The sequence below is a fragment of the Sphingobium sp. SYK-6 genome, from assembly GCF_000283515.1.
Taxonomy (GTDB): Bacteria; Pseudomonadota; Alphaproteobacteria; order Sphingomonadales; family Sphingomonadaceae; genus Sphingobium; species Sphingobium lignivorans.
In genome coordinates this window covers 3,760,151-3,781,839 of record NC_015976.1, presented here as the reverse complement: position 1 = coordinate 3,781,839, position 21,689 = coordinate 3,760,151, and the positions used below count along the sequence as shown (strand labels likewise).

Sequence of the window (21,689 nt, the reverse complement as noted above, 5' to 3'; positions counted from 1 at the left end):
ACGCTGCCATGACCGACGATGAGCGGCGAGGGATCGAATGGGAATGCGCCCAGAACACCGTGCGCTTCTACAATCGCCTCGATGGCGCGCGAGGCGCCGAAGCCGCCGCCTTGTTCGCCGAGGACGGCGTCTGGTACAAGATGAACAGCGACGATGGCCATGTCGGCCGCGCCGCGATCGCGCGATATGTGGATAATGTCCGCCAGCGCGGCAACCCGGACGTTCCGGAAGCGGATCGCAGGGTCTTCCATCTCGTCTGCAATCTCGAAGTGCAGGTGATCGACGCGACCAGTGCGGAGGTTCGCGCCAACACCGTCGTCATTCCCGGCAGCCGCGGCTCGGATGGGAGCGCCGGCTGGACGCAGGGCGTGAGCGCGATCTTCCCGACACTCGAGCTCCACAGGCGGACCGCCGAAGGCTGGAAGATCGCATCCAAACGCACCGAGCTGGCGATGCGGGTGCGGTCCCCCGGCTGAGGGCTATCAGCGGGCAACGGGTCGGCAGGCGAAGAAACGAGATAACGGACAGGAGAGATGAGGGTGAGTAACGCAGTTCCACACGGGGTGCTCTACGACCGGCCCATGACGTCCATGCAGTTCGTGATTGTCGCGATCTGCTGCCTGACCAATATCTCCGATGGCGTCGATATCGCGGCGCTCGCCTTCGCGGCACCCGTGCTGGTCAAGGACTGGGGGCTGAGGCCGGCGGTTCTTGCAACGCTGTTTGGCGCGACTGCGGTGGGCCTCGCGATCGGGGCCTTCTTCGTTGCCCAGCTTGCCGACAGGTTCGGTCGCCGACCCGTGACGCTGGTCGCGACCGGCACGATCGTGCTGACGATGATGCTGACCGCGCTCGCCACAAGCGTGCCTCAGCTGGCTGCCCTGCGCTTCACCACTGGCCTGTGCCTCGGGACGCTGGCGGTGACTCTCAACGTGATGGTGTCCGAGTTCGCCAATGCGCGCTGGCGCAACATATCGGTGGCGATCCTGCATAGCGGCTTCTCCATCGGCACGATGGTCGGCGGTCTGTTTGCGGCGTTGTTGCTCATGCCCTTTGGCTGGCAATCCATGTTCATCGCCGCCGGAACGCTGAACGCGATCGCCTTCGTGCTCATTCTGTTTCTGCTCCCGGAGTCACCTTCCTTCATCGTCTCCCGGCGCGACGACGGGACGCTCGGGCGCCTCAACCGCGCTCTGAGCCGTCTGGGACAGAGCCAGGTCACGGAGGTTCCTGCCGTGGCGGTGGCGCGGGGCAAGGCCAAGGTTTCCGCCCTGCTGGCGGGTGCCAGGCGCAATTCCACATTGCTGCTCTGGCTTTCGCAGTTCGTTTTCGCTGTCATCAGCTATCTTCTGCTCAACTGGAAGCCCACGGTGCTCGTCAATGCCGGGCTCAGTCCGGCCCAGGCGGGGATCGCGGGGCTGGTCAGCGGGATCGCTGGCATCGCCGGACATATGGTCGCGGGCTATCTGTCGCGCGATGGCCGCGAAGTGCGTTCGACGATGATCTTCCTCTTCATGCTGTGCTTCGCGCTGCTCTGGCTCGGCTTGCAGCCGCCGATGGTGGGCGGGCTCATCCTCGCGGCCTCCTTCACGTCCTTCTGCAATGTCGGCGTGTTCACGGGACTGCTGCTCATCGGCCTCACGCATTATCCCGCTGCGGTCCGGACGGCGAGCGTCGCGATGCTTGTCGGCATCGCACGGCTGGGCGCCATCAGCGGCCCGGTCTTTGGCGGCCTGCTGCTCGAACTCGGCCTTGGGCGCGATGGCATGTTCATCGTGCTGGCCAGCATGGCACTCGCCCCGTTGATCGCCATGTACTTCGCGATGATGGGCTGGAGAAGAGCGCCGGCCAATGAGGACGTCGCGCGGGTCCCCGCATGAGCCGCCCCCGCATGTTCCCGCTGAATGGCCAAGGAGGGGAGGACCCCATGTATACTGACTCGCAACTTTTCATCGATGGCGAATGGAGAGCGGGTGCCGACGGCGTTGTCCTGCCCATCGTCAATCCTGCCGATGGCTCGAGGATCGGCAGCGTCGCCAAGGCGGAGCGCGCCGATCTCGACCGTGCCGCCGATGCCGCCGTGCGCGGCTTCGCGCTGTGGCGCGATACGCCGGCCCATAGTCGCGCGGAAACGCTCCGCAGTGCCGCGGTCATCCTGCGCCGCGATGCCGAGATGTCGGCGCGGCTGATGAGCATGGAACAGGGCAAGCCGGTCGCGGAAGCGCTGGGCGAAGTGCTGAGAGGCGCGGAATTCATCGACTGGATGGCCGGCGAAGCCCAACGCGCTTATGGTCGGGTCATTCCGGCGCGGGGCGCGGGTGTCCTGCAACTCGTCACGCGCGAACCGGTCGGCCCGGTCGCCGCCTTCACGCCCTGGAACTTCCCGATCAACCAGGCTGTCCGCAAGATCGCGGGGGCGCTGGCGGCGGGGTGCTCGATCATCATCAAGGGACCGGAAGAGACGCCCGCGTCCTGCGCCGCGCTGGTGCGGGCCTTCGAGGAAGCGGGCACGCCGGCGGGTGTGATCAATCTGGTGTTCGGGACGCCTGCGGAGATTTCCGAATATCTGATCCCCCATCCGGCCATCCGCAAGGTGTCGTTCACCGGGTCCACGGTTGTGGGCAAGCATCTGGCGGCGCTGGCCGGTCGCCACATGAAGCCTGTGACCATGGAACTGGGCGGGCATGCGCCGGTGATCGTCTGCGTGGATGCCGACATCCCGGCCGCCGCGCAGGCACTGGCCGCTTTCAAGACCCGCACCTCCGGCCAGTCCTGCATCAGCCCGACGCGCCTGCTCATCGAGGCGCCGGTCTACGGACGGTTTGTCGACGGCCTGCTGGCGGCGTTCGAGGGCGTGAAGATGGGCGATGGCGGCGATCCGGCGACGACCATGGGCCCCATGGCCAATCCGCGCCGGGTCGAAGCGCTCGAAGCCCTGGTGGAGGATGCGCTCGCGAAGGGCGCGCGCTTGCACATCGGTGGCAAGCGGCGCGGCGAGGCCGGCAACTTCTTCCCGCCCACCGTGCTTGCGGAAGCGCCCGTCACGTCCCGCGTGATGAACGAGGAGCCGTTCGGTCCCCTGCTGACCGTACAACCCTTCGAGACGCTGGACGCCGCGATCGCGGAAGCCAATCGCTTGCCATATGGTCTCGCAGCCTATGTTTTCACCGGCTCTCCGTCCAAGGCCCGGCATCTCTATTCGCGGATCGAATGCGGCATGCTGTCGGTCAATCACTTCGGGCTGGGAGCTGCGGAAACGCCCTTCGGCGGGGTCCGCGATTCAGGCTTCGGGGTGGAAGGCGGCGCCGAAGCCATCGAGCCCTATCTCCAGACCCGGTTCTACACGAGCCTCGAGCGTTTCGAATAGGAAGGCGCGCGATATATTCGAGCGAGGAACTGGCCTTTGGTTCTGGTCGGCTTGGATCGACAAGGCCCTGCTTCCCTGCGGCGAGGGCTTCAGAAGCGCCGCGGGGGCTGGCGGTCTCCGGTGAGCATGCGCGCGATCCCGACATCAGCCTCGCTTTTCCTCTGTCCTACACGCCCTCCGCCGTGGCAGCCCGGCCGGACGCTTCTTCCCATCGACGGAGGCAGGACAATGCACAGCTCATTCCTATTGAAGGCATGTCATCATCCGGTCGGGCCGCACAGGCTTGCCGGGGCGGGCTCCGGCGTGCGCCTGACCGGGCCTGCCGCAAAGCTCACGGAAGCGGAAGATGACACCGACGGGTCGTCATCTTTGTAAACTTCCAGACCGCAGCATGATGTTGGACAGGCTGGCGGCGTCGGGCCCCTCGCGCCGTCGGTCGCCCCATCCATTTCGTCTGTCGCCAGAAGGCCCGAGGGCGATTCGGACCGGAATTTGGCCCACGCGGCCGGGGATCAGGATCGACGTTCGGCGCCGGAGGAACGGGAAGGGCCGTTTCCCGTGCGTCCGGTGCGCTAACCGATCCCGCTATTGGCCCGGGGCAGGCTGTCGATCACATGGGCTGGGCTCTGGCCGCGCAGCCCATGTGCCGGTTCATGCCCTCAGTATCTCACGCGGATGCCGGTGCGGTAGCGGCGGCCGAGCGTGTCGAAGAATGCAGGGTTGGTGGGGTAGCTCGACTGCACCACGCTCGCCGTCGATCCGGGCGCGATCGGCGGATCGGTGTCGAGCAGATTGTCGACGGTGCCGAACCATTCCAGCTGTCTGCCATTGTCGCCGGACAGCAGGCGGACATTGAGGCCGAGCGTGAGATAGAAGCGCGACGCCACGGTGTTGTCGTTGATCGAGTTGGGCAGGGTAGGATCATAGTCGGGGTCGTCGGGCCCGATGAAAGTCTTGTTGAGCGCGCCCTTGCCGATATAGCGCCCCTGCAACGTGCCGGTGAACGGCCCCTGATCATAAGTGACCGTGCCGTTCAGGATCAGTTTGGGCGAAGGATTGAAATCACCCAAAGGGGCGGCCGGGCCGCTCTGGCCCGCGAAGTTGACAGGCGTGGAGCCCGGCGCGGCCTGGATGACCATGTCGTAGAGATAAGTGCCCAGCAGCCGGAAGCTGACCCGGGAATCGCTGCCGAACTCGGTGGTGTAATCCAGCTCGATGTCGAGGCCGCGCGAGGTGAACGAACCGACATTGATCTGGCGCGCATCCACGAAAGTGATGTCCGCCCGGTTCGCGACATTCGGATTGAATGTGATCCGGTCGCAGAACACATCGAGATTGAAGCAGGTGTCGACGAGCTGCTGCCCGGCGGGTGTCGTCACGGCATCGGTGATCTTGATTGCGAACCAGTCGACCGAGAAGCGCAGGTTCCGCGTCGGCGAAACGACAGCGCCCACCGTCCAGGTATCCGCCTTTTCCGGCGTCAGCGCGAAGTTGCCGCCGGAGAGGATAGGCGTCGCATCGGCGGCGTTGCTGTTGAACGGATTGTTCACGCGACCGCGCGTCGTGGAGGGATCGGTCGGGATCTGCTGCTCGAACAGTTCGCGGAAACCGGCCGCGCGGATGTCCCGCGAGCGGGTGGCGCGAAACCGCAGGCCCTCGATGGGCTCGTAGACGCCGCCCAGTTTCCAGCTCGTCATGCCCACCGACCTTGAATCGTCGGTCAGGCTGTCCGTGCTCTTGGTCGCGGTGTGGCGTATGGCGCCGTTCAGTTCCAGGAACTTGCCCATCGGCACGTTGCGCAGCAGCGGCGTGTTGAGTTCCAGGAAGCCTTCCGTGACCCTGATCTTGCCGGCATAGTCCAGCCCGAAGCTGCCGCCGAACTGGTCATAATAAGGCACGTCGCCATGCGTCACGTCGCCCTTGTCCGAACGATGCTCTACACCGAGCGCCGCGGAAAACGGGCCCGCCCCCACGCCGTCGAACAGGGCGCCCTGAATGGATGCTGCCACGACATGCTGGTCATATTTGAAGTCCTCGATCGCTTCCCGCCAGGCATAGTCGATCGCCTCTTGTGAGAGATTGTTCGCGCCGAACAGGTTGATCGGAACGCAGTCGGCTGCATTCGGGTTGCCCTGCAGCTTGGCGCGGCAGATGGGGTCGCCCGTGCTCGGATCGATCACCGCGTCGATGCCGAAGGAGAAGAAGCTGTTGACGCGCACATGGCTGAGCGACTGGAAGCGCGTGTTGCGGCCATATTGATAATAAGCGTCCCATGTCCAGTTGCCGAGGCCGAGTTCGCCATTCACGCCCAGAACGGCCCGGAAGGTCTTGGCGTCCGCCATGTTCATGTTGGTGATCTGGTCGTCGACGTCCGTGCCGACGGTGAAATTGTTGGAACCGACCAGCGCCCGGACCGCGGGCGTGAGGAAGGCATTGTCCGGTCGGAACTGCATCGTCGAGGTGGGGCCAGACGTGATTGCCATCGCCCGCGCCTTGCGACCGCCATAGGAGGCTTCCAGGGTCAGCTCGGTCGTGTCGGTCAGGTCATAGCTCGCGGCGGCGAACAGGGCGAAGCGCTCGATGGGCGTGCGCAGATAGGCTTCCTCATAGACCGATGCGCCGTCGCCGCCGCTGCGCGGGCCCAGAGCGCTGGCCTGGGAATAAAGGCCGGCATCGAACGGCACCAGCGCGGTGCCGTCCTCGTTCCACATCATGTTTCGGGCAGCAGGGGCTGCGGGCGCCGCGTTGCGGATCACGCTGGTCCTGGTCGTGTAGGCGAGCTTGGAATCCCGGCCGATCACATAATTGGGCTGGCCATAGGTGGGCGTGCCGGGCCGATTGAAGCCGGACGTCACGCCGCCGACGATCACATTGCTGTTCAGGAACACGTCCCAGCTGTCGGCGCACCAGTCGCGGACGCGCGAGCAGCCGCCGACCTCCTCGTTCTTCTGATATTCCGCGCTCAGCACGACATGGCCGCGGCCTCCGCCAAAGCCGGTGCCCGCGGCCAGCGCGGCATGATAGGTTTCCCCGTCGCCCCGCTCGGTGATGCCTCCGTCGATCTGCCCCTTCAAGCCCTGGAACCGACGATCGAGGATGATGTTGACGACACCGGCGATTGCATCCGAACCATAAGCGGCGGATGCGCCGCCGGTCACGGTCTCCACACGCGAGATCAGCGTGGAAGGGATCAGGTTCACGTCGACCGCGCCGCTGTCCGAGGTGGGGACGAACCGGCGGGAATCGACCAGCGTCAGCGTGCGGGTGCCATAGAACGGGTTGAGGCCGCGCAGATTGGCATAGGTCGCCCCGATATTGGAGCTGGCGCGACTTCCGACGCCGGGCCCGGCATTGGTGTCGGACTGGAAGGCGGCGTTCTGTGGGATGAGCGTCAGGACTTCGCCCACATTGACGCGGCCAAGATTCTGGATGGCCTGGGCCGACATGACGGTCGCGGGAACCCGATCCTCGAACCCGTCGCGCTTGATACGCGAGCCGGTGATGACGATGAGACCCTGGTCCGCGGCTGCTTCGCCGTCCTGCGGCTGAGTCTCCTGGGCCGGAGCGGGCGAGGCGATCAGGGTCCCTATCGCCAGCGTGGCAGATGACATCAGCGCGCACCGCGTGCCCCAGCTCCGCCGACCATTCTCATTGTTCCGGATCATGTCGCTCCTCTCCCTTCCTGTCGTTCTTGCTCTCATCGCCTTGCGCGAACGGAGCGGTTCCCGGATGGAGAGGCATGGGGTCCTGCCCCAGTCTGCGCTGGATGTCAGGAAGTCCGCATTGGCACCCACCCAGCCGCGCATCACATGTAGCCGTGATGCTGGCGGGCCGGGGTGCCCGATCCTCTCCATGTCATTGCTGCGTCGCTTGGGGCGACGTTCGTCTTGTTATATTAGGAAAAACTGGAATCTCATATTATGCGAAACAAGGCGCTTTCTGACGAACGGCGCTCTATCGGGCCGATGTACACCAAGCTACCCATGCTGTAAATAAATTACATATAGATATAAATATTGGCGAGTCTGGAAGACGGATTCCGGGATGGCGTCCGCGAGGGGTCATTGCGATAGCTAATGAGATATGCCGGCTTGGGAGCATTGACTCTCTGCCCAGTCCGCGCATGGCACAGGACGCGATCCGGACAGCGTCCAGACGAAGAAAAATTATATCATTGGCGTAATTATGGTGCGTGCCGTGCGTGCGCGACGAGGCCGTTGCGTTCGAGGAAGCCCATCAGCAGCGTCGCGACCTCGACATTGTTGAGGTCGGCGAAAGGAAGATGCGTATTGCCCTTGAGACCGGCGCTGGCGAGTTCCAGCACCTCGGCATTGCCCCCATGCTGCCGGATCAATTCGACGAACCGGTGATTGGCCGGAATGGCCATCTGCGGTCCTCGCGGTTGCGACAGATTGTCGCCCCACACCAGCTGGATGGGGATCCGCGCGAGTTTCCTGAACTGCTCTGCGGGCACATAGATCGGGCCATAAGGTCCGGCCGGCTCCCCTTTGTCCTCGCTCGCCGGCAGGACAAGGCCGACGCTTTCGTAAGCGACGATCGCTTTCACATTGTCGCTTTCGATCGCGGTCAACATCGCGCGCACGCCGGCTGCGGAATTCGTGACGAGCACGACAGGCCCGGTCCGCTCCAGGGCTGCAGCTGCCGCCTTCGCCTGGCGCCTGATGTCGGCGACTGTGTCGAATTCCTCATAGCGGCCCCGGATGGCCTGATTCCATGCCTCGGCATCATCGACCGGGAACTGAACGCCCGGATGCCATGTGCCGAATGCAGGGCCGAAGCGCCAGGAGGTGAAGCTGCGCTGGTCCTGCCCGAGTGGCGCTGTGACCTTCACCTCTTCGCACGGCAGGTTCGCACGCCCCACGCGCGGTCCGTCCCAGAGGTAGACCGGGAAGCCCTTGCGCAGGAAGATGCTCTGGAATCCCTCACCACCATCCCAGCGGTTCTGCCAGACATGCGTGCTCGAACTGTGCCAGAGGAACAGCCCGACGGTTCGAGGCCCCGGCGGGATCTGATATTCGACATAACCATGATCGCAGACGGACGAATTGGCCGAATCGCCGATCGATGTTCCGCCCGCTGCGAACGAGCCCTGACGCGCGATCATGATGGGCGCTGGGTCGGGAGACGGCTTCCGGGCTGATGCCGCGCCGGGGGCAAGAGGCGCCGCGAAAAGGGCGAGCAGGGCCGCGCCCAGCCCTGACCCTGTGAGAATGCGCATTCTCCGCTCCTTATATCCCGACTGACGACCAGCCCCTGTTTGGCGGACTTCCTCTCAATCGAAAAGCCATGAATTAAATAGGTCTATAATATGTTGTTGCTCTCCTGCGATCATGCTAGCCAGTCAGCCAAAGAGCTGGACCACAGCCGGGATCACAGCGAGGAGAGGACGGATGGGCGCGGACGAACGGTCAATCGATTCAGTGCTGGAGCGCCCGGAAATGGGCAGCTATCGCTGGGTTCTCTACGCTCTTTGCGGCTTGCTGATGGGGCTGGAGGGCTATGACGCCTATATCGTCGCCAATCTGGCCCCCTTCATTGCACGCGGGCTGGATATCTCCATTCCCTCGATGGGCTTCGTGTTCACGGCGCAGGCGGCCGGCATGGCCGTGGGTTTCTACACCATCTCCATGCTTGCCGATCGCCTTGGACGGCGCAACATCATCCTCATAGGCTCGACGCTTTTCGGGCTGCTGACGCTGGCCTCGACGATGGCCGGACATCTCGAGCAGTTCGTGATCGTCCGTTTCTTGGCCTTCGGGGCGCTGGGCGGCACCATTCCCAACATCGTTGCGCTGCTGGCCGAGTTCATGCCGGAAGCGCGCCGCCCACGCTTGCTGACCTGGATCTTCATCGCCCATGGGCTGGGCGCCTCGGCGGCGGGCCTGTTCGGCCCAAGCTTCGTGCAATATCATAGCTGGGAAGCGGCGTTCTGGGCGGGCGGTGTGCTGTTGCTGCTGTTCGTGCCGCTCCTGTGGCTGCGGCTGCCGGAGTCCTGCCGTTTCCTGCTCATCCGCAATCCGAGTGATCCCCGCATCGGCGAGATACTGCAGCGGATCGACCCGGACTTCAGCTTCACGCCGTCCACGCGCTTCACGACGACGGAGGTCAAGGCCGAAGGCCTGCCGCTGGCCGGCCTGTTCCGGGATGGACGCGCGCCGATGACATTGCTGCTCTGGCTGGCGATGGGCAGTGCCTTGTGCGCCACGGCGACCATTTCCGCCTGGAAGCCGAGCTTCCTGCATGTGCTGGGCGGCCTCGAAACCGCGACCGCGACGCGCATGTCCGCCGTCTCCGCCTTCGGTGCGATGGTGGGCCCGGTCATGCTCACGCTGCTGATGAAGCGGATCGGTGTGCCGCTTGCGCTCGCGCTCACGCTCATTCTCGGTTTCGTCGCGATGACGATGCTGGCGCTGGTGGCGCAGATCAATGCGCTGGGCTGGGTGCTCAGCTTCGCGTTCGGCCTGCTGGTGATCGGTGCGCAGGCGGGGCTCAATTCGCTCGCGGCCTCCAGCTATCCCACCTCGATGCGCTCGACGGGCATTGGCTGGGCCGGCGGCATCGGGCGCATCACCTCGATGATCGGGCCGGGGCTGGGCGGCGCCATGCTGGCGGCCGGCTGGGGCGCCTGGACGATCTATACCGCGATCGCCTCGCCGCTGGTGGTGGCCGCCGTCGCGATGCTGCTCTTCTACCGGCTGAAGGCAGGCACGGCGAGGAGAGCGCCGGCTACGGCGCCGGCCTGAGGGGGAGGGCAGGCGCCCCGGTTGGGCGGCGTGTGCGGAACGATAGATGCCGCCGCGCATAAGGGGCGGGACCGGATGCCGGCCCGACTGGTCCCGGAGGCTGCCCGAATAGACGGGGTAGGAACGGAATCAGGCGGCGTGAACAAACTCCGGCCGGACCGAGAGGCCGCTATTGGGCCGCCTTGATTGTCGGCGCCATGGCTGAAATGTTGTGGGGAACGGACACTCAATGCGGCCGGAACAGGCTTGCTAATGCTTCTTCAAGTTCAGCATAATCAGTGTCGATGATGCCTTCACAGGTATAACAGGGCGATACCCTGGTGACGACAGCGTTCATGCACTCGTCGAATGTGGGGGCGGTGTAGGAAAACTCCCCTCCGACGATGGCGCACCGCCCCTCCCGATGAATCTCTAACGTGTAGCTGTTGTCCCAGCCGACGAGGCTGCCAATCTTGGTCCACCCTCTTTCCCAACGCTCTGGCTCCAGCAGCGCGAAAACCTCGTTGTCACTGTTCATTGAGATGGCGGTGACTGTCTCGGGCGCTGTCTGACGGGTGATCGTCTCAACATAACCAAACAGCGCGATGCAGTTGTCGAAGAGGGCCGCCCCGTTCGCCCATCGGAGGAAATCGACGTAGGCAGGAGCTAGTCGCTGGAGCAGGTCTGCCTCTGGCGGGTTAAGCAAAGGTGCGTAGAATTTGTGGAGATAGCCGAGCGAATGCTGGTCGGGCAGCTTTCGGATGAACCGGCTGCCGTTCGAAGTGGTCAATGACGAATCGTCGTCACAATCGAGTAGGCGCGTAACAAAATCGGGCTGCGTCATACCAAAAGGATGCTTGGTTCCGCCAACGTCCGCAACGCCGTCGCGTCCTGACAGGCTGGATTTGAAGAAAATCCCGGATAACCGCCTTCCGCAAAGCTATCGAATGTGTCCACGCCGTTCAGCCCCCGGCTCTGGTCCCGCAAAAAGCAGGGAAGCCGGTCACGTCCGGGAAGCAAACCCCCGGGCACGACCGGCCTCTTCATCATGGCATCAGCGGTTCAGACGGAGATGTCTCCGGCGTAGCCTCGTTACCAGGGCACCTGGCCCTGATCGCCGAACAGTCCTCCGGTGGGCCCATCCTCGCCGATCAGCGCGAGGCCTATGGCGACGGCCGCGCCTTCGCTGGGTGGGCGGCCCTTGCCGTCCGAGAGTTCGGTGGCGCACAGTCCCGGATTGGCCGCATTCACTTTCACCGCGCTGTCCAGCAGCTCGTTGGCGAACTGCACGGTCACGGCGTTCACCGCCGTCTTCGAGCTGTTATAGGCGAGCAGGCGGCTGAAGGAGAACGGCGCGTCGCGTCCGCTCGTGAGCTTCAATGAAGCAAGGCCCGTGGACATGTTCACGATGCGCCCCTTCGGCGCAGCGCGCAGAAGCGGCAGCATGGCCTGGGTGACCGCCACGAGGCCGAAGACGTTCGTCTCATAGGTCGCGCGCAGCAGGTTCACGTCCGCCGCACTGGGCGGTACGCCATGCTCGGGCGATATCGCGGCGTTGTTGACCAGGATGTCCAGCCGCCCCGGTCCGTTCTCGATCTGGCGGGCGGCAGCCGCGATGCTGGCGGCATCCGTTACGTCGATCGGCAGGAACTGCACGTCCAGGCCTTCGCCGCGCAGCTTGCCTGCCGCCGCTTCGCCTGCCTCTGCGTTGCGCGCGCCGAGCAGCACCGTCGCCCCGGCTCTGGCGAGGCCGCGGACAATCTCGAACCCGATCCCCTTGTTGCCCCCGGTGACGAGCGCCACCAGACCCGTCGCCTCAGACATCGAACGGCGCCGAACGCGGATAATTGTCGATATAGCGCAGGAACTGGCCGAAATATTTGTCGGTGCGGATCAGCGCGCTTTTCCCGACGCCCCGGAACCGCAGCGAGAACAGGATCGGCTCATCCTCCCCATAGAGCTTGTGCATATAGTCGATGCGGCTTTGCAGCTCCGCCTCGGCGTCTTCCGGCCCGAGCTCCTCGGCCTGGCTCTTGCGCATGGCGACGACGAAAAAGGCATCCGACCAGCCGGGCGCGACTTGCGAGCTGCCGGCCATGAAGTAGCGCTCCGTGCCGTCGCCGAGCCGGGTGTGCGCGGTCAGCCAGGTGCCGCCATAGAGCTTGGTGTCCGCGACCCGCGTGGCGGTTTCCTGCCGTACGACGATCAGATAGTCGCCGAAGTCGACGCTGGTCGGATGCGCGTCGGCAATGCCGTGCACGGTCTTGAGATGCTGGAAATCCACGAGATTGGAGGAGCCGATCCAGCCCTCGATCGGGCGCAGGCCGCGATGGAATACGCGATAATAAGCGTCTTCCTCGGCGAGGCCGGGGAACTCGGGGAGATCGAACAGCGGTTCCTCGCCGTTGAAGGCCCAGATCATGCCCCAGCGCTCGGCTGCCGGATAATTGTAGATCCGTATGGCGCGGGGAATATGGTCCTCGTCCGGAATCTCGACGCAATTGCCTTTCGGCCCGAACTTCCAGTGATGATAAGCGCAGCGCACCGCGCCATCCACCAGGCAACCCTTGGAGAGGTCGGCGCCTACATGCGGGCAGTATGCGCTCTGCACGACCGGCCGGCCCTCGGGATCACGATAGATGATGACGCGGGTGCCCAGGAAGTCCCGGCGAACGATCTCACCAGCCGCCAGCTCCTCGGCCAGCATCAGCGGATTCCAGTTCTTGAGATAGGTGCCATCATGCACCTTGCCATATTCGCGACCCGTGAATGGCGGAGACGGCAGGATGGCAGCAGTTTCGGCTTCAGACATTCGACTCTCCTTGTCGGCGCATGACTAGCATGTCCGAAAGAGGCCGAAAAGATTTTTTATAGTCGAGTATAATTATGGAGCGGGGGTCGCTGTCTTTCCTGCTCCCGCCGTCACACCGATGCCGTTCAGGATCAGCTCGCGCATGAAGGCCTTGTATCGCGCCGCGGCTTCGTCGGGCGTTTCGCCGGCCGCGAGCTGGGTGCGGTCGAACAGGCGGGAGGCATGCTGGAATTGCTCGCACAGGCCCATCACGGCGAGAAAAGTGAAATAGGGGTCGATCTCCTTCAGCGAGCCTTCCTTGACGCCCGTGTCGATGATGGAACGATAGATATCGAGCGTCTTGGTCATCCAGACGTTGATCAGTTCCGTGGCGAGGGGATCGGCATTGCCGATGATCTCCACCATGAGCCGGTGGTAGAAGGGATTGACCAGCAGGAAATCGACCATCGCATCGATACGGATGGCAAGGCGCTCAGGCGCGGAGCTCGCATCGATCTCGATCGCGGCGACCGTATCGCCGATGTTGCGCGAGAGCATTCGGGCGACGTCCACCAGCAAGCGGGTGCGGTCCACGAAATAATATTTAAACAACGTGAGGTGCACGCGCGCATGGCGTGCGGCCATGGAAAGCGAAAGCTTCTCCGGCGGGACCGTGCGCAGGAGCTCTGCGGTTTTCTCGATCAGCAGGTCCTTGCCGATGCGCCGCTTGCCCACCGGCCTGCCGATGGCGCGGTTGGCCTTGGCGGGGCGGGCTGCCTTGGCTGCGCGCGTGGTCGTCTTCCTGCTCGATATCTTGCCGGACTCGCCGTCTGCTGTCTTCTCTTGCGTCACTTGCTTTCCGGTCCTGTTTCTTGGCGCGCTGAATTTGCCGCGTGGTCGCTGGGCGCTGCCCGATGAAACTGTTCCACTACCGTGTCGGGGGTGCGCGGGCAATCGCTCGCGCGGCGATTTCCGTGGATTGGCGGGAGGACCATATCAGGCATTTCCATCCTGCAGCGTGACCGCTATTTAGAGATGAGTTTAAATATGGAGAGGCGCTCTATGATGGCAAGTGGCGGGCTGCGGGTGGATACGCATGCCCACATCTATCATGATGCCATGCCGCTTGCGCAGGATGCCTGGCACCGCCCGGTCGGGGAAGCGCCGCTGGATGCCTATCTCGCCTGCCTGGATGCGCACGGGATCGATCGGGCCGTGCTGGCGGCGGTCAGCCTGTTCGGCGATTACAATGATTATGCGCTGGAAGCGGTCGCTGCCCAGCCGCGCTTGCGCACGACCGTCATCATCGATCCCGAAACGGACATTTTCATCCTGCGGGAGATGGCGAAGGCGGGCGTGGTCGGTGTGCGCCTGCAATGGCGCAGCACGCCTCACCCGCCCGATCTCGACTCCTTCGCGTGGCGCAAGTTGTTCCGCCGCGTGGCCGATCTGGGCTGGCACATCCAGCTGCACGACAATGGCCCCCGGCTGCCGGACGCGATCGCGGCGATCGAGCGGAGCGGCGCACCGATCGTGATTGACCATTTCGGCCGGCCCGATGCGGCCCGAGGCGTGAATTGCCCGGGTTTCGTGGCGGTGCTGCGCGCGGTCGAGCGGGGCAATTGCTGGGTGAAGATGTCCGGCGCATTCCGGCTGGGGCCGCCTGCCATGGTCCGCGAGCTGGCCACCGCTCTGCTCCGCCATGCCGGGCCGGAGCGGCTGTTCTGGGGCAGCGACTGGCCGTTTGCGGCGTTCGAAGGCCAAGTGGCTTATGCCGATACCCTCGCCTGTTTCGAGCAACTGGTGCCGGACGCCGCCCTGCGTGCACATATCCATCGCACCGCTGCGCGCTTCTACTTCGGCGAGGAATAAATTATAATCGAATTGAAATTATTTCTCGAAAGCGATAAAAGCCGGTCATACCGCGAAGAAGGAGCGAGAGGATGAGTGCTGGCGAAAGCTATCGGGAAAGGCTGCGCGCGTCATTGAATTCGCCGGAATTCCGGGGTGCGCGAGCGCGGCGGTACGAGCGGACGGTCGAGAGCGGCATGGTGATCGAGCGCGACGTGCGCGTGCCGACCCGGTTCGGCTTTGATATCTGGATCGACCTCTTCCGTCCCGTCGAGGCGCAGGGCGATCTGCCGGTGCTCGTGGCGTGGACTCCTTATGGCAAGCATGATCCGGCGCCGCTGGCGACTCTCTTCCCCGCATCAGGCGTGCAGCCCGGCTGGATGTCCGACTACACCATCTTCGAGGCGCCCGATCCGGTCTACTGGACGGCGCGGGGCTATGCCGTGATCACGGCGGATGTGCCGGGGACCTGGTATGCCGAGACCGATGCCGGCTTCTTCACGCCTCGGGAAGCGGAGGCGCATTACGATCTGATCGAATGGGCCGGTACGCAGGGGTGGAGCAACGGCAAGGTCGGGCTTTCCGGCGTGTCCTATCTGTCGAGCTGCCAATGGCGCGTCGCGGCGCTCCGTCCGCCGCATCTCGCCGCCATCAACATCTGGGAGGGCTGGTCGGACACATATTCGGAGATCGTGCGCCACGGCGGCATCCCCGAGACCTATTTCTGGCCCTATATCCAGACGCGCTGGGGTGTTTCGGACAGGCGGGTCGAGGATCTGTGGGCGCTCACCGTCGAGCACCCGCATTTCGATGCCTACTGGCGCTCCAAGGTCGCGGATTTCGGGGCGATCGACGTACCGGCCTATATCGTCGCGAGCTGGACGGACCATGGCGTGCACACGCGCGGGACTCTCGAAGGCTTCAAGGGCCTTTCATCTCCCCGCAAATGGCTGGAGATCCACGGCAGCAAGAAATGGGGCTATTATTACGAGCCGCCCTCGCAGGCACGGCAGGCAGCCTTCTTCGATCATGTCCTCAAGGGGGAGGAAACGGAACTGGCGGAGTGGCCGCCCGTCCGCCTGCATGTGCGCGACCGCTATGCCGTCGCCACGATGAAGTCCGCGCGCGCATGGCCGGTCGAGAACACCCGTTACGAGCGGCTCTATCTGGATGCCGACACGGCGCGCCTCAGCCGCGACACGCCGGCCCGGGTGGCGCAATGCGATTATGATCCGCTCGATTTCGACGGGGCGGCCATGTTCGATTTCCCCATCGCGCAGGACGTCGATCTGGTGGGCCATATGAAACTGCGGCTTTATGTCTCCACGGATGCGGGTGACGATCTCGATCTCTTCGTCGCGGTCGAGAAGCTCCGGGCGGACGGGAGGAAGGAAGGCTTCGCGCATTGGGCGGTGTTCGAGGATGGCCCCGTGGCACTTGGCTGGCTGCGCGTGTCGCGCCGGGCGCTCGACACGGCCCGGTCGACCGAGCATCAGCCGGTGCTTGCCAATGACCGCGACGAGAAAGTGGCGCCGGGCGAGATCGTCGCTGTCGATATTGAGATACTGCCCTCGGGCACGCGCTTCCTCGCCGGAGAAACCATGCGCCTGATCGTGAAGGGCAGGGACATCTACAATCATCCCAAGCCAATGCTTTACATGCGCCACGAGGACACGGTGAATGCCGGGCGCCACCGGATCCACACGGGCGGCGACACACCATCCTATCTGCTCATCCCGGTCGTGGAGCTGAGCGATGCGGCATGATCCCTGCCTCCACCCGGTGCCGGACATGCTCGAATATGGCGTGAGCGCGTCGGGCTTCATACCGGAGCAGCCGTTGGCGGACATTCCCGCGCTTCTCGCCGAAGCGCGGGCAGGGCGGCCATTCATTCTGGTCGATGACGAGGATCGCGAGAATGAGGGCGACGTGGTCATCCCGGCCAGCTTCGCCACCGCGTCGGTGGTGAACTTCATGGCGCGGCATGCGCGCGGATTGATCTGCCTCGCCGTCGCGCCCGGAATCGCGCGACGCCTGCGGCTCGAGCCCATGGTGCGCGCGAACGGGAGCGTTCACGGCACCGCTTTCACTGTCTCGATCGAAGCGGCGCGCGGCGTCACCACCGGCATCTCGGCGCATGACCGCGCCCATAGCATCGCCACCGCGATCGCACCGGATGCCGTGCCCGCCGATATCGTCTCGCCCGGCCATGTCTTCCCGCTTATCGCGCGGCCCGGCGGCGTGCTGGAGCGGCCCGGCCATACCGAGGCGGCGGTCGATATCGCGGCCATGGCCGGGCTGATCCCGGCCGGGGTGATCTGCGAGATCATGAACGAGGATGGCACCATGGCGCGCCTGCCGGACCTGCGCCGCTTCGCGCGGCGCCACGGCATGCTGATCGGCGCGATCAACGATCTCGCCGCCTGGCGCCGAAAGTCTCAGGAGGCGTGAGCACGGTGGAGACGGAGAGCATTGCCCTGTCCCTGCGCGCGGGACTGCGGCGGCTGGCCAAGGCGGTCGTCGTCATCACGTGCCGCCAGGCGGACAGGCGTTTCGCCATGACCGCGACGGCAGTGAGCGAGCTGAGCATGGATCCGCCGTCGCTGGTGATCTGCGTCAACCGCTCGGCCAGCCTCGATGCCCCGCTCTCGCTCGGTGCAGGCTTCTGCGTGAATATCCTGCAGGCCGACCAGCAGGAGATTGCCGCCATTTGCGCTGGCGCCGTGAAGGGCGAGGCGCGTTTTGCCGTGAGCCACTGGCAGGGAGAGGCGACGGACAGCCCATGGCTGGAAGATGCGCAGGCGAGCTTCGCCTGCCGTCAGGACGGCATCTTCGATTATGGCACGCATCGGATGATCATCGGACGGGTCGAGCGGGTGCGCCTGCACGGTGAAACCGATCCGCTTGTCTATGTCGACGGGCGCTATGCGCGCGTGGCATAGCGGGTGACATGTCGTTGAGGATGCCCGAACCGGACGGCGCCGTGCTCGCGCGTCGCACGCAGATCGCGGCGTCGTTGCGCGCGCTGGTGCCGGGCGTGCGCGTCATCGATCATCCGGACGAGCTGCGTCCCTATGAATGTGACGGGCTCACCGCCTATCGCCAGCCGCCGATGCTCGTGGTGCTGCCGGAGACGACGGCGCAGGTTTCGCGCATCCTTGGCTGGTGCCAGGCGGAAGGCGTCAAGGTCGTGCCGCGCGGGGCGGGCACGTCCCTCTCGGGCGGTGCGCTGCCTCTCGCCGACTGCGTGCTGCTTTCGCTGGCGCGCTTCAATCGGATCCTGTCGGTGGACTATGATGATCGCCTCGCCATCGTGCAGCCGGGCGTCACCAATCTTGCCGTGACGCAGGCGGTGGAGGACCGGGGCTTCTATTACGCGCCCGACCCGTCGAGCCAGATCGCCTGTTCGATCGGCGGCAATGTCGCGGAGAATTCGGGGGGCGTGCACTGCCTGAAATATGGGCTGACGACCAACAATGTGCTGGGCGTGGAACTGGTGCTGATGAGCGGTGAGATCGTGCGCCTCGGCGGGACGACGCTCGATTCGCCGGGGCTCGACCTGCTGGGACTGGTGGTGGGCTCCGAGGGGCTGCTCGGCGTCGTCACCGAGGTGACGGTGCGGATACTGCCGAAGGCGGATGCGGCACGTGCGCTGCTCATCGGTTTCGCGGCGGTCGAGGATGCCGGCGCCTGCGTGGCGGCGATCATCAGCCATGGCATCATCCCCGCCGGCATGGAGATGATGGATCGCATTGCCATCCATGCCGCCGAGGCCTTCGTCCATGCCGGCTATCCGCTCGATGTCGAGGCGCTGCTGATCGTGGAGCTGGATGGACCGGAAGCGGAGTGCGGCTTTCTCGTCGGCGAGGTGGAGCGGATCGCGCGGGCCAATGGCGCCGTGCTGCTGCGCACGTCCGGCAGCGAGGCGGAGCGCAATCTCTTCTGGGCGGGGCGGAAAGCAGCCTTCCCCGCCGTGGGCCGCGTCTCGCCGGATTATTATTGCATGGACGGCACCATTCCCCGCCGTCGCCTGCCCGAAGTGCTCAGCCGGATGGCCGCGCTTTCCGAGCAATATGGGCTGGGCGTGGCCAATGTCTTCCACGCCGGCGACGGCAATCTGCATCCGCTGATCCTCTATGATGCGAGCAGACCGGGCGATCTCGAAAAGGCCGAGGCATTCGGCGCGGACATCCTGCGCCTGTGCGTGGAGGTGGGCGGCGTGCTGACCGGGGAACATGGTGTGGGCGTGGAGAAGCGCGACCTCATGCCCGAGATGTTCACGGCGCTGGATCTCGACCAGCAGCAGCGAATGAAATGCGCTTTCGACCCCGGGCAATTGCTCAATCCCGGCAAGGTCTTCCCTACACTGCATCGCTGCGCGGAGCTGGGGCGGATGCATGTGCACCGCGGCGCTCTGCCTTTCCCTGAACTCCCCCGCTTCTGATGACGATCCTTGCCCCCGCGTCGCTCGATGAACTCGCCTTGATGATCCGCGAGGCGCTTGCCGCGGAGACAAAGCTGGAGATCCGGGGCGGGGGCAGCAAGGCGGGCGTCGGCGCGCCACGCGATGCCGCGATCCTGGACATGCGCGGGCTGAGCGGCATCGTCGATTATGACCGGGCTGAACTGGTGCTGACCCTGGGCGCGGGGACCCCGCTGGCGCAGGTGCAGGCCCTGCTTGCCGAGAATGGCCAAATGCTTGCTTTCGAGCCGTTCGATCAGGGCCCGGTCTTCGGCGCGCCGCCTGGCGCCGCCACCATCGGGGGCGTGGTCGCCGGTGCCATCTCGGGCCCGCGGCGGCTGAGCGCCGGGGCCGCGCGCGACCATCTGCTGGGCTTCACGGCGGTCTCGGGGCGCGGCGAGATCGTCTCGGGCGGCGGCAAGGTGGTGAAGAATGTGACCGGCTTCGATCTGCCCAAGCTGATGGCCGGAAGCTGGGGCAGGCTGGGCGCCCTTGCCGAGATTTCGCTCAAGGTGCTGCCCGCCCCGGCCGCCACGCGGACCTGCGTGCTTCGCGGGCAGGATGCGCCCATGGCGGCCGCGGCCATGGCCCGGGCGTTGGGATCGGCCATCGCGCCGGCGGCGGCTGCCTATCTGCCGGGGGCGGCGGCGCAGACCTTGTTGCGCATCGAGGGCTTCGGTCCATCACTCGACGCGCGCTGGTCGATGCTCGAGGCCATGTTCGGCCCTGTGGAGGCCGCGCCGGGCGCTGTCTGGGATGGGCTCCGTACGCTCGCGCCGCTGCCGCGCGATGGCACGCTGTGGCGTCTCTCGATTCCGGCCCGGCACATGCCCGCGATCGGCAACGCGCTGGAAACGGCCGGCGCGCCCTGGTTGGCCGACTGGGGCGGCGCTCTGGTCTGGACCGTGCTCGCTGATCCGGCGCTGGCTCGGCGCATTGCCGGCGAGGCTGGCGGCCATGCCATGCTGTTCCGCGCCGATCCGGCCGTGCGCAGCGCCGTGCCGGCCTTCCATCCACAGCCGGCCGTCAATGCCGCGCTGGAAGCGCGCGTCATCGGCGCTTTCGATCCCCTTGGCGTCTTCGCAACGGGGCGATTCCGGGGAGACATGGATGCGGACTGATTTCACGCCCGAGCAACTCGTCGATCCCGGCACGCGCGCCTCGGAGCAGGCGATCCGCAATTGCGTGCATTGCGGCTTCTGCACCGCGACCTGCCCCACTTATGTGCTGAAGGGCGACGAGCTGGAGAGTCCGCGCGGCCGGATCTACCTCATCAAGCGCATGCTGGAAGACGATGCCACGCCGGGTCCGGAGACGGTGGCGCACATCGATTCCTGTCTCTCATGCCTGTCCTGCATGACGACCTGCCCTTCCAGCGCGAATTACATGCAGCTGATCGACCATGCCCGCGCGCATGTCGCGGCGCGTTATCGGCGGCCCTGGCATGAGCGGCTGGCGCGCCGCATGCTCACTGCGACCTTGCCTCATCCGGGCCGGATGCGGATCGCGCTCGGGCTGGGGAGGCTCGTCTCACCGCTGGCCGGCGGCATCGCGCGGATCGGGGCATTGAAGCCCGTCGCGGCGATGCTGGGCATGGCACGGCAGGCGCGGTCGCCCGGCGGTGCGCCTGTCGACATCGTCCCTGTCCCGGCCGCGCCGCGCATGACGGTAGCGGTGATGCGCGGCTGCGCGGAATCAGTGCTGCGGCCGGATATCCGGTCTGCCGCCGTGCGTGTGCTGCACCGCGCCGGCTGCGCCGTGGTGGACGTGGAGGGGGAGGGCTGCTGCGGCGCGCTCGTCCATCATATGGGCGGAACCGATGACGCGCTGGCCGCTGCGCGACGCAATGTGGATGGCTGGACGGCAAGCATCGCGCGCGACGGGATCGAGGCCATTGCGGTCACGACCTCGGGCTGCGGTTCGATGGTCAAGCATTATGGCGACCTGCTGCGGGACGACCCCGTCTATGCCGAAAAGGCGCAACGCATTTCCGCGATGGCGCTGGATATCTCAGAGCTGCTTGTCCGCCTGGCGCCGCCGCTGGCCGCGCCCGCTCCGCTCACCATTGCCTATCATCCGCCCTGTTCGCTCCAGCATGGCCAGTCGATCCGTGCCGAGCCTGTCCAGTTGCTGGAGCGAGCCGGGTTCCGGGTCGTGATGCCGCGCGAGGCGCATCTGTGCTGCGGCTCGGCCGGCACCTACAATATTCTCCAGCCCGATACCGCTCGCGCTTTGGGTGCACGCAAGGCGGGGCATCTCGCGGCGTTGGGGGCAGATGCGGTGGTGACGGGTAATCTGGGCTGCATGATGCAGATCGGCCAGTCCTTGCAGGCGCCTGTGCTGCACCTTGCGGAACTGCTCGACTGGGCGAATGGCGGGCCCTTGCCGCGCGCGCTCGCCGAGGCTGGCCGGCCGGACTAGGCTGGTTCGTCGTACGACAATGGAGCCGACGCCCTGGCGCCGGCTCTCGTCATT

At 65.3% G+C, this 21,689-nt stretch carries 16 protein-coding genes and 1 pseudogene; 11 read left to right on the top strand and 6 right to left on the bottom strand.

Annotated features, from left to right (window positions below):
* Positions 1-8: 8 nt before the first annotated feature.
* The 3 genes from SLG_RS17315 to SLG_RS17305 all read left to right on the top strand — a co-directional run bounded on the left by SLG_RS17315 (position 9) and on the right by SLG_RS17305 (position 3,367).
* Positions 9-476, top strand: a complete 468-nt coding sequence (locus tag SLG_RS17315; RefSeq protein ID WP_014077810.1) for a nuclear transport factor 2 family protein — start codon at positions 9-11, stop codon at positions 474-476.
* A 63-nt stretch (positions 477-539) separates the two neighbouring features.
* On the top strand, positions 540-1,880 hold the full coding sequence (locus SLG_RS17310; protein ID WP_158512737.1) for an MFS transporter: 1,341 nt from the start codon (positions 540-542) through the stop codon (positions 1,878-1,880).
* A gap of 47 nt (positions 1,881-1,927) precedes the next feature.
* Positions 1,928-3,367: an NAD-dependent succinate-semialdehyde dehydrogenase gene (locus SLG_RS17305; protein ID WP_014077808.1), complete on the top strand. Its 1,440-nt coding sequence runs from the start codon at positions 1,928-1,930 to the stop codon at positions 3,365-3,367.
* 659 nt (positions 3,368-4,026) lie between these two features.
* On the opposite strand, the gene SLG_RS17300 is transcribed toward SLG_RS17305, so the two are convergent.
* Both SLG_RS17300 and SLG_RS17295 read right to left on the bottom strand, forming a co-directional pair.
* A complete protein-coding gene (locus SLG_RS17300; RefSeq protein ID WP_014077806.1) occupies positions 4,027-7,032 on the bottom strand; it encodes a TonB-dependent receptor domain-containing protein in 3,006 nt (1,001 codons plus the stop codon).
* Positions 7,033-7,550: 518 nt separating this feature from the next.
* On the bottom strand, positions 7,551-8,606 hold the full coding sequence (locus tag SLG_RS17295; RefSeq protein ID WP_014077805.1) for an alpha/beta hydrolase: 1,056 nt from the start codon (positions 8,604-8,606) through the stop codon (positions 7,551-7,553).
* A 172-nt stretch (positions 8,607-8,778) separates the two neighbouring features.
* Between SLG_RS17295 and SLG_RS17290 the strand changes: the two genes are divergently transcribed.
* Entirely contained in the window at positions 8,779-10,131 is a 1,353-nt protein-coding gene (locus SLG_RS17290; RefSeq protein WP_014077804.1) for an MFS transporter, read from the top strand.
* 226 nt (positions 10,132-10,357) lie between these two features.
* Here SLG_RS17290 and SLG_RS17285 read toward each other — a convergent pair whose 3' ends face one another.
* The 4 genes from SLG_RS17285 to SLG_RS17270 form a co-directional block, all read right to left on the bottom strand.
* Positions 10,358-10,954, bottom strand: coding sequence for a hypothetical protein (locus tag SLG_RS17285; RefSeq protein ID WP_014077803.1), 597 nt, complete (start codon positions 10,952-10,954; stop codon positions 10,358-10,360).
* 248 nt (positions 10,955-11,202) lie between these two features.
* A complete protein-coding gene (locus SLG_RS17280) occupies positions 11,203-11,934 on the bottom strand; it encodes an SDR family NAD(P)-dependent oxidoreductase (protein ID WP_041392175.1) in 732 nt (243 codons plus the stop codon).
* Positions 11,927-12,922: a Rieske 2Fe-2S domain-containing protein gene (locus SLG_RS20590; RefSeq protein ID WP_014077801.1), complete on the bottom strand. Its 996-nt coding sequence runs from the start codon at positions 12,920-12,922 to the stop codon at positions 11,927-11,929. The genes SLG_RS17280 and SLG_RS20590 overlap by 8 nt, the downstream gene beginning before the upstream one ends.
* Positions 12,923-12,994: 72 nt before the next feature.
* Positions 12,995-13,753, bottom strand: a complete 759-nt coding sequence (locus tag SLG_RS17270) for a TetR/AcrR family transcriptional regulator (protein ID WP_014077800.1) — start codon at positions 13,751-13,753, stop codon at positions 12,995-12,997.
* 195 nt (positions 13,754-13,948) lie between these two features.
* Here SLG_RS17270 and SLG_RS17265 point away from each other — a divergent pair, with 195 nt between their 5' ends.
* The 7 genes and pseudogenes from SLG_RS17265 (at position 13,949) to glcF (ending at position 21,635) form a co-directional block, all read left to right on the top strand.
* A complete protein-coding gene (locus SLG_RS17265; RefSeq protein ID WP_041392173.1) occupies positions 13,949-14,773 on the top strand; it encodes an amidohydrolase family protein in 825 nt (274 codons plus the stop codon).
* A gap of 71 nt (positions 14,774-14,844) precedes the next feature.
* Positions 14,845-16,518, top strand: coding sequence for a CocE/NonD family hydrolase (locus SLG_RS17260; RefSeq protein WP_014077798.1), 1,674 nt, complete (start codon positions 14,845-14,847; stop codon positions 16,516-16,518).
* Between the two features lie 58 nt (positions 16,519-16,576).
* Positions 16,577-17,194 (top strand): annotated as a pseudogene (ribB, locus tag SLG_RS17255) (3,4-dihydroxy-2-butanone-4-phosphate synthase); the annotation flags it as partial.
* 5 nt (positions 17,195-17,199) lie between these two features.
* Positions 17,200-17,694, top strand: coding sequence for a flavin reductase family protein (locus tag SLG_RS17250; protein WP_014077796.1), 495 nt, complete (start codon positions 17,200-17,202; stop codon positions 17,692-17,694).
* A gap of 8 nt (positions 17,695-17,702) precedes the next feature.
* Complete coding sequence (locus tag SLG_RS17245; RefSeq protein ID WP_041392172.1) at positions 17,703-19,196, top strand: FAD-linked oxidase C-terminal domain-containing protein; 1,494 nt, start codon at positions 17,703-17,705, stop codon at positions 19,194-19,196.
* Complete coding sequence (locus SLG_RS17240; protein ID WP_014077794.1) at positions 19,196-20,335, top strand: FAD-binding protein; 1,140 nt, start codon at positions 19,196-19,198, stop codon at positions 20,333-20,335. The genes SLG_RS17245 and SLG_RS17240 overlap by 1 nt, the downstream gene beginning before the upstream one ends.
* Entirely contained in the window at positions 20,325-21,635 is a 1,311-nt protein-coding gene (glcF, locus tag SLG_RS17235; RefSeq protein ID WP_014077793.1) for a glycolate oxidase subunit GlcF, read from the top strand. Before SLG_RS17240 ends, glcF begins: the two co-directional genes overlap by 11 nt.
* Positions 21,636-21,689 lie beyond the last annotated feature (54 nt).

Coding starts and splice junctions, on each gene's coding strand:
- SLG_RS17315 (WP_014077810.1), top strand. CDS start 9: ATGACCGACGATGAGCGGCGAGGGATCGAATGGGAATGCGCCCAGAAC.
- SLG_RS17305 (WP_014077808.1), top strand. CDS start 1,928: ATGTATACTGACTCGCAACTTTTCATCGATGGCGAATGGAGAGCGGGT.
- SLG_RS17300 (WP_014077806.1), bottom strand. CDS start 7,032: ATGATCCGGAACAATGAGAATGGTCGGCGGAGCTGGGGCACGCGGTGC.
- SLG_RS17295 (WP_014077805.1), bottom strand. CDS start 8,606: ATGCGCATTCTCACAGGGTCAGGGCTGGGCGCGGCCCTGCTCGCCCTT.
- SLG_RS17290 (WP_014077804.1), top strand. CDS start 8,779: ATGGGCGCGGACGAACGGTCAATCGATTCAGTGCTGGAGCGCCCGGAA.
- SLG_RS17285 (WP_014077803.1), bottom strand. CDS start 10,954: ATGACGCAGCCCGATTTTGTTACGCGCCTACTCGATTGTGACGACGAT.
- SLG_RS17280 (WP_041392175.1), bottom strand. CDS start 11,934: ATGTCTGAGGCGACGGGTCTGGTGGCGCTCGTCACCGGGGGCAACAAG.
- SLG_RS20590 (WP_014077801.1), bottom strand. CDS start 12,922: ATGTCTGAAGCCGAAACTGCTGCCATCCTGCCGTCTCCGCCATTCACG.
- SLG_RS17265 (WP_041392173.1), top strand. CDS start 13,949: ATGGAGAGGCGCTCTATGATGGCAAGTGGCGGGCTGCGGGTGGATACG.
- SLG_RS17260 (WP_014077798.1), top strand. CDS start 14,845: ATGAGTGCTGGCGAAAGCTATCGGGAAAGGCTGCGCGCGTCATTGAAT.
- SLG_RS17245 (WP_041392172.1), top strand. CDS start 17,703: ATGTCGTTGAGGATGCCCGAACCGGACGGCGCCGTGCTCGCGCGTCGC.
- SLG_RS17240 (WP_014077794.1), top strand. CDS start 19,196: ATGACGATCCTTGCCCCCGCGTCGCTCGATGAACTCGCCTTGATGATC.
- glcF (WP_014077793.1), top strand. CDS start 20,325: ATGCGGACTGATTTCACGCCCGAGCAACTCGTCGATCCCGGCACGCGC.